4 protein-coding genes and 1 rRNA gene are annotated in these 8,351 nt (G+C 54.3%); all 5 read left to right on the forward strand.

Annotated features, from left to right (window positions below):
• Positions 1 to 69 precede the first annotated feature (69 nt).
• On the forward strand, positions 70 to 2,595 hold the full coding sequence (locus EV294_RS17325; RefSeq protein ID WP_132308919.1) for a U32 family peptidase: 2,526 nt from the start codon (positions 70 to 72) through the stop codon (positions 2,593 to 2,595).
• Positions 2,596 to 2,609: 14 nt separating this feature from the next.
• The gene (gene pcrB, locus EV294_RS17330) at positions 2,610 to 3,314 is read left to right on the forward strand and encodes a heptaprenylglyceryl phosphate synthase (RefSeq protein ID WP_132308921.1); all 705 of its coding nucleotides are present in this window, start codon (positions 2,610 to 2,612) and stop codon (positions 3,312 to 3,314) included.
• Positions 3,315 to 3,517: 203 nt separating this feature from the next.
• Positions 3,518 to 5,881, forward strand: coding sequence for a DNA helicase PcrA (pcrA, locus tag EV294_RS17335; protein WP_132308923.1), 2,364 nt, complete (start codon positions 3,518 to 3,520; stop codon positions 5,879 to 5,881).
• A gap of 25 nt (positions 5,882 to 5,906) precedes the next feature.
• The gene (gene ligA / locus EV294_RS17340; protein ID WP_132308925.1) at positions 5,907 to 7,940 is read left to right on the forward strand and encodes an NAD-dependent DNA ligase LigA; all 2,034 of its coding nucleotides are present in this window, start codon (positions 5,907 to 5,909) and stop codon (positions 7,938 to 7,940) included.
• A 340-nt stretch (positions 7,941 to 8,280) separates the two neighbouring features.
• A 16S ribosomal RNA gene (locus tag EV294_RS17345) occupies positions 8,281 to 8,351 on the forward strand; the annotation flags it as partial.

Below are 8,351 nucleotides of genomic sequence, written 5' to 3' on the forward strand. Positions count from 1 at the left end.
GGTGGCATCTGCTGCCGCGGTTTGATAAACTAGCAATAGCAGGTTTACAAATGGAGGAATGAATGTCGAATGACGATAGATATAAAACGAGAGGATATCGAGCTGCTGGCTCCTGCCGGCGACTGGGATTGCATGCGCGCAGCAGTGGCCAACGGCGCGGATGCCATTTTTTTTGGCGTAGAGAAGTTTAATGCGCGTGCTCGAGCAAACAATTTCCGGAGCGAAGAGCTGCCGGAGATTATGGCGTTTCTTCATACCTATGGCGTAAAAGGTTTCTTGACCTTTAATATTCTCGTATTTGAAGACGAGCTTCGGGATGCGAAGCAATTGATAGAAATGTGCATCAATGCCGGCGTGGATGCGGTCATCGTGCAGGACTTGGGTCTTGTGAAAATGATCCGCGAGCTGTCTCCGGATTTCCCGATCCACGGCTCGACGCAAATGACGATCACCTCGCCTGAGGCGGTGGAATTCACGAAGCCTTTCGGCATGGAACGCGTCGTTCTCGGACGCGAGAATAACCTGAAGCAAATTCAAAAGATCGGCGAACAGGCCAAGCTTCCGATGGAAGTATTCGTGCACGGCGCGCTCTGCGTATCGTACTCGGGCCAATGCTTGACCTCGGAGATGTGGGGCGGCCGTTCCGCGAACCGCGGGGAATGCGCGCAGGCCTGCCGTCTTCCTTACGATCTGATGGTAGACGGCGAGCATAAGCCGATGGGCGATGTCGCTTACTTATTATCTCCGAAAGATCTGGCGGCTATCGACCTGATTCCGGAACTGATTCAAGCGGGCGTAACTTCCTTCAAAATTGAAGGCCGTCTGAAAAGCCCGGAATACGTAGCGAACGTGGTGAGCAAGTACCGCCGCGCGATTGACAGCTATTTTGCAGGTGACCTCACGGGCCCTTCGAAGGAGGAAGTCCGCGAGCTGCAGCAAAGCTTCTCCCGCGGGTTTACCCATGGCTTCCTGAAAGGGACGAACAACAAGCAGCTTGTTGACGGCACCTTCCCGAAAAGCCGCGGCGTTTATCTGGGCCGGGTAGAGCGTATTCTCCGCGATGCGGTGACGATCCGCCTGGAAGCTCCGCTCAAGCGCGGTGACGGTATCGTATTTGACGCCGGGGATCCAACGAAGAAGGAAGAGGGCGGACGCGTCTACGACCTGCGGCGTCACGGCCAGAAGATTGAAGGCGAAGCGCAGGAAGGGACTCTTCTTGAGCTCGTTGCCGGACGCAATGACGTAGATCTTCGCAAGGTCCATGTCGGAGATAAGATCTGGAAGACGAATGACCCTGCTCTCGACAAGCGTCTACGTGCAACGTTCGAGACCGAGAAGCCGTACCGCGTATTCCCTCTGCACCTGAAAGTAACGGGCAGCGTTGGCGAACCGCTCCGCACCTGGTGGACGGATGCGCAGAAGGGCATCACGGTAGAGGTTGAATCCGAGCTGCTGCTGGAGCAGGCGAACAAACGTCCGATGGACGCTGCGCTGCTTGAAGATCAGCTTGGCCGCCTTGGCGGCTCGCTCTATCAGCTGGACCGGCTGGAGGTCGCGCTTGAGGGCGACGTTATCGTACCCGTACGCGAGCTGAACCGGATTCGCCGCGAAGCGGTCGAGAAGCTGACAGGCGAACGTCCGAAGCCGCCGGTATACGTGAAGCATATGATCGATCCGCTTGACGATGCGCCAAACGCAGTCGCAAAAGCCAAGTCCTCCAAACAGCAGGTAGCCGAGCCGAAATTGACGGCTCTCTGCCGCAATCTGGAGCAGGTTGAAGCAGCTGTTCAAATGGATGTCGAGATGATCTATGCGGACTTTGAATTTATCAAGCAGTTTCCTGCCGCAATCGAAGCAGCGCGTAAAGCCGGCAAGCCTATCGCTCTGGCTACGCCTCGCATTCATATGCCGGGAGAGAACGGCTACCATGCAAATATATTGAAACTCCAGCCGGATGCCGTGCTTGTCCGCAATACGGGGGCGTTATACTACTACCTTCGTGCGCGCGCGGAGAACCCGGGCAAGCCGTTTCCTAAGCTGATCGGCGATTTTTCGCTTAACGTAGCGAACCATAAAGCGGTCGAAGTATTTGCCGAAGCGGGCCTGGATCTGATTACACCGTCCTATGACCTGAACATTCAGCAGATGGTCGATATGCTCGAGCAATCCGACACCTCGCGCCTGGAAGTCGTTATTCAGCAGCATCTGCCGATGTTCCATACGGAGCATTGCGTATATTGCACATTCATGAGCGAAGGCACCGACTATACGAACTGCGGGCGCCCTTGCGAGGATCACCGCGCATCCCTGCAGGACCGGATCGGGATGTCCCATCCGGTGCGGGTAGACGAAGGCTGCCGCAATACGGTGTACAACGCCATCGAGCAATCGGGCGCCGAGTATATCCGCAATTTCCTGGAGCTTGGCGTTCCTTCCTACCGCGTTGAGTTCTTGGAAGAGACCGCGGACAAAGTACGCGAAGTGCTTGGTTTGTACCGTGACGCGCTGGACGGACGAATCAGCGGCACAAAGGTATGGAAAACGTTAAAAGCAACGAATCAGCTCGGCGTTACGCGCGGGCAGCTCGTGAAATAAGGAGAACGGCCTTTATGAGTGGAGCATGGTACAGCGGCTGGAGACATGTGTTCAAATTAGATCCGGAGAAGGAAATTTCGGACGAGGCTTTAGATGCCGTCTGTATGTCCGGAACCGATGCGATCATAGTTGGCGGCTCCAGCGGCGTTACGTTTGAAAATACGGTTGACCTCATGGCGCGCATCCGCCGCTATGAGGTGGACTGTGCCCTCGAGGTTTCGACCCTTGACGGGGCCGTTCCCGGCTTTGACGGTTATTTTGTCCCGATCGTCCTCAACACGGACAAGTCGGAGTGGATTATCGGCCGCCAGATCGAAGGACTTAAAGAATACGGCTCTTTCGTGCCGTGGGAAGAGACTGCTTCGCAGGGCTATATCATCCTCAATAATGACGCAACGGCTGCTGCCGTTACGGGCGCCGACACGGAGCTGGACGAGACGGCTGTGGTTGCCCATGTCCGCATGGGTGCGAGACTGATGCATCTTCCGGTCATTTATATCGAGTATAGCGGGCGTTTTGGCGATATGGCCTTGGTCCGCGCAGCGAAGGATGCGGCTCAAGGGGCTCAGCTTTTTTACGGCGGGGGCATTCATAATGCCTATACCGCAGCGCAGGCAGCCGGCATTGCCGATACCATCGTGGTTGGCAATGTCATCTACAACGACCTGGCGGCTGCGCTGTCGACCGTTGAGGCCGTCCGCGCGGCAGCTCGGCGGTGAACGGGCAAGCGTATGCCCGAAGCAAGCTGAAGACAGAAGCTTTTTCAAGAGATGCAAGGCAGCACAGAGCTATTCCGAGAGCGTAAGAACAAGCTTTAGGAATAGCTTTTTATTTGCAAATTGACACATTACTGGACGTTGTCTACACTAACAGTAAGAAGCGAACGCAATGCGAACAGAACTTATAATTAAGGAGTACATTTATGTTTAATCCGATAAATATTGATCAAGCCGTACAGAAGCTGAACCCTCCGCAGAGGGATGCCGTTCAGGCGACGGATGGACCATTGCTTATCATGGCGGGGGCGGGATCCGGCAAGACCCGGGTGCTTACGCACCGTATTGCTTATTTAATCGAGAAGAAGCGGGTTGCGCCTTGGAGCATTTTGGCCATTACCTTTACCAATAAAGCCGCCAGGGAGATGCAGGCGAGGGTAGCGGCGCTGATTGGTCCTTCCGGTCAGGATATTTGGGTCTCTACCTTCCACTCCATGTGCGTGCGGATTCTCCGCAGGGATATCGATCGTATCGGCTTTACTTCCAATTTCTCGATCCTGGATTCCGCCGACCAGCTGTCGGTCATCCGCAATTGCATGAAAGAGCTTAATATCGACGTGAAAAAATTTGAGCCGAAAGCGGTTCAGGCCGAGATCAGCGGCGCGAAGAACGAACTCATTACGCCGGAGCGTTACGAGCAGAAGACGGGCGATTATTTTACCGATATTGTGGCGAAAGTATTTAAGATGTACCAGAAGCGGCTGAAGAGCAACAACTCGCTGGATTTTGACGATTTGATCATGACGACGATTCAGCTGTTCAAGGAAATGCCGGAAGTGCTGGAGTTCTACCAGAACAAATTCCGTTATATCCATGTGGATGAGTATCAGGATACGAACCGAGCGCAATACATGCTTTGCCGCATGCTGGCTGACAAGCATCACAATATTTGCGTTGTCGGCGACAGCGACCAGTCGATCTACCGCTGGCGCGGAGCGGACATTACGAACATCCTGAACTTTGAGGATGACTATCCGGAAGCCCGTACCATAATGCTCGAGCAGAACTACCGTTCTACGGCCAACATTCTGGAAGCGGCAAATGCCGTCATTAAGCTGAATACGGGCCGCAAGCCGAAAAAGCTGTGGACCGATCAGGGAGAAGGCGACCTGATTACCTTGTATCAGGCCGACTCCGAGCATGACGAAGGGTATTTCGTAACCGGCACGATCAGCAAAAACGTGAAAAGCGGCCGCAGATACGATGACCACGCCATTCTGTACCGCACCAACGCCCAGTCCCGCGTAATCGAGGAAATTCTGATCAAGTCGGACATTCCGTATCAAATTGTCGGCGGCATCAAGTTCTATGACCGCAAAGAGATTAAGGATTTGCTCGCGTACCTCAGACTGATCTCGAATCCGGACGACGATATCAGCTTGCAGCGGATCATCAACGTGCCGAAGCGGGGGATCGGCGATACGACGGTAGCGAAGCTGGCGGAAGAAGCCGTCCGTCAAGGCACGTCTATCTTTAGCGTGCTTGGCAATTTGCAAGGGATTGATCTGAACGCTAGAGCGCAAGGTCTGCTGCACGAATTTAAGGATATGATCGATAATTTAACGCAGATGGTCGACTATCTGTCCGTAACCGAGCTGACGGAGAAGGTCTTGGAGATGTCGCAATACCGCATTGAATTGCAGCGCGAGAAGACCCTTGAGTCGACGGCCCGCCTGGAAAATATCGACGAGTTCCTGTCCGTTACGATGGATTTCGAGAAGCGCAATGAAGACAAGACATTAGTCGCTTTCCTGACGGACCTTGCCCTTATCGCGGATATTGATTCCATGGACAAGGATGACGACGGGAAACCGGCGGACAACAATTCCGTTGTTCTCATGACGATGCATAGCGCGAAGGGCTTGGAGTTCCCGGTTGTCTTTATTATCGGGATGGAGGAAAGCATCTTCCCGCACAGCCGCGCGTTAAACGATAACGAAGAGCTCGAAGAAGAACGCCGCCTTGCTTACGTAGGGATTACCCGTGCGGAAAAGCAGCTCTACATGACCTGCGCGCGTAGCCGGACACTCTTCGGCCGCATCAGTGCCAACCTGCCTTCGCGTTTTCTGCAGGAAGTGCCGGACAACGTGAAGACGCTGGCTTCGCCGGGCGGGACGATTGGGCGCTCCGCGAGCAGCTTTGCCGGCAGCGCAAGCCGCGCAAGCTTTGGCAGCAGCGGCGGCAGCGCCGGCTTTGGCGCAGGGCGCGCGCCATCCTTCGGCGCGTCCGGCGCCGGAGCCCGCACCTCGGGACCATCGGGTGCGGGAGTGCGCGTGAGCACGCCGCTTGACGCAGCAGCGAAAGCGGCGGCTACCGCCGGATCGGCCGCGGGGAACGCCGCGGACCGGAACTTTGTTGCCGGCGACAAGGTCGCGCACGGCAAATGGGGCGAAGGCGTCATCGTTTCCGTCAAAGGAACGGGCAACGACATGGAGCTGCAAATCGCTTTCCCTGCGCCGGTTGGCGTCAAACGGCTTTTGGCCGGATTTGCACCAATAACAAAAGTCTAATTGGATGGAAGGATGTGACCCTCCCATGGAAAACCAGACGGCAACGCCTGAGCAGTTGAGCCGCATGCAAGAGCTGGCGGCGGAAATTTCCGCCCATAATTATTCGTATTATACGCTTGACCAGCCGACGATTAATGACGCGGACTACGACAAATTGTACGACGAGCTGGTAGCGCTGGAAGCGGCTACCGGCATTGTACTGCCCGATTCCCCTACTCAGCGCGTTGGAGGAGAACTGCTCAAAGGCTTTGAGCCCCACCGTCACCGGGCCCGCTTATGGAGTCTCGACAAGGCGCAGGATACCGAAGATCTCCTGGCGTGGAATCAGCGGGTATTGAAAGCCATCAATGACTATAACGCGAAGCATCCGGAGGAGGAGCCTCTTCCGCAGCCCAACTATGTCGTTGAGCTCAAATTCGACGGTTTGACCCTCAACCTGACCTATGAGAACGGCCAGCTTATTCAGGCATCCACCCGCGGCAACGGCACGGTTGGCGAGGGAATTCTGGCACAGGTGAAGACCATTCGTTCCGTACCGCTGACTATTCCATTCAAAGATGGAATTATTGAAGTGCAAGGGGAAGGGATTATGAATCTGTCCGTTCTGGAGCGATATAACCAGACGGCGGCAGAACCGCTCAAAAATGCCCGCAATGCCGCGGCAGGCGCGCTTCGAAACCTGAATCCGAAAGTAACGGCGGAGCGGAAGCTGAGCGCTTTCTTCTATAATGTCGGCTTTGCGGAGGGCGTTTCGTTTGCGAATCACCGGGAAATGCAGCAGTTCTTGAAAGATAATCTGTTTAAAGTCAATCCGTATGCCTTGTATTTCGATACGATTGAAGAAGTGCAGGAAGAGTTGCTGCGGATTGCCGAGAAGCGCTTGGAGCTCGACTTCCTGATCGATGGCGCTGTCGTGAAGCTTACGGATATGCGTACGCGTGAGGCGCTGGGCTATACCGATAAGTTCCCGCGCTGGGCGGTAGCCTTCAAGTTTGAGGCGGAAGAGGCGGCAACGGTGCTGGAGTCTGTCTCCTGGGAAGTGGGCCGTACGGGCAAAATCACGCCGGTGGCACGCGTGGAAGCCGTTGAGCTAGCTGGAGTTACAGTACAGAACTGTACGCTTAACAATATCGGCGACATTGAACGGAAGAACTTGAAGTATGCCCTGGGCACTCTTGTGTCCATTCGCCGCTCCAACGATGTAATCCCTGAAATACTAGGCAAAGTGGACGAAGAGCCCGGTCAGGAAATCGTATTTCCAACCGTATGCCCGGCCTGCGGCACCGAGCTGGAGCAGCGGGGAGCGCATCTGTTCTGCAACAATAAGCTGGGCTGCCGGCCGCAAATTATCGGGCGTATCACCCATTTCTCGTCCCGTGACGCGATGGATATCGAAGCCTTCAGCGTAATGACGGCAGAACAGCTGTATGCTGACTGCGATGTTCATGATCCGGCGGATCTCTATGCCCTTGGTTACGATGATTTGATTAAGCTGGACCGTTTCGGGGACAAGAAAGCCCGCAAGCTGCTCGATGCCATTGAAAAATCCAAAGACCGCGATCTGGCAGCCTTCCTCTTTGCCTTGGGCATTCCGAACACGGGGAAAGCGACGACCAAAATGCTTGCCGACCACTACGGAAGCCTTGATGCCGTCATGTCGGCAACGGCGGAAGAGCTTGTAGGCCTGCAGGACGTTGGCGCAATCGTAGCGGACAGTATCGTGAGTTATTTTGCCGATCCGGTAATCGCGGCAAGTATTGCCCGCATGCGCGAGCTTGGCGTTAAAGCCGAAGCCGAGCAGCCGGCAGTTGTTCGTCAGGACAGCATTTTTAGCGGCAAGACGGTTGTATTAACGGGGACCTTGTCGAAAATGTCGCGTGACGAAGCGGCCAAGAAGCTTGAAGCCTTCGGCGCCAAAGTCAGCGGCAGCGTATCGAAAAAGACGGACTTCGTTATTGCGGGGGAAAGCGCAGGAAGCAAGCTGACCAAAGCCCGTGATCTTGGCATTACCGTAATAGATGACGAAGACGAATTGCTCCGTTTATTAGGCGAAGCCTGAGTTTTCATAGTATGCCGGAGCGCCGCGGGTCTTTGAAAAAAGGCTAGCGGCGTTTATTTATGAAGCGGAGGAAAAATGTCATATATTACAAGTTGTATTTCAAAATCGGACATGGTATATTATTTCTTGTCGCTTCGGAAGACACGACATCAATAGCGAAACGCATCGAAGCAAATAAAAATGTGAAACAAGCTGTTGACAAAGAATGAAGAAGCTGATAACATAACATCTTGTCACGACAAAATGTGACAAACAAGTTCCTTGAAAACTGAACAAATGAATCACGTCGATTCAAACAAGTTTTAAATAGCTAGTTAAGTAATGAGCAAGTCAAACACCATTCATGGAGAGTTTGATCCTGGCTCAGGACGAACGCTGGCGGCGTGCCTAATACATGCAAGTCGAGCGGAC

The organism is Paenibacillus sp. BK033 (genome assembly GCF_004345425.1).
Taxonomy (GTDB): domain Bacteria; phylum Bacillota; class Bacilli; order Paenibacillales; family Paenibacillaceae; genus Pristimantibacillus.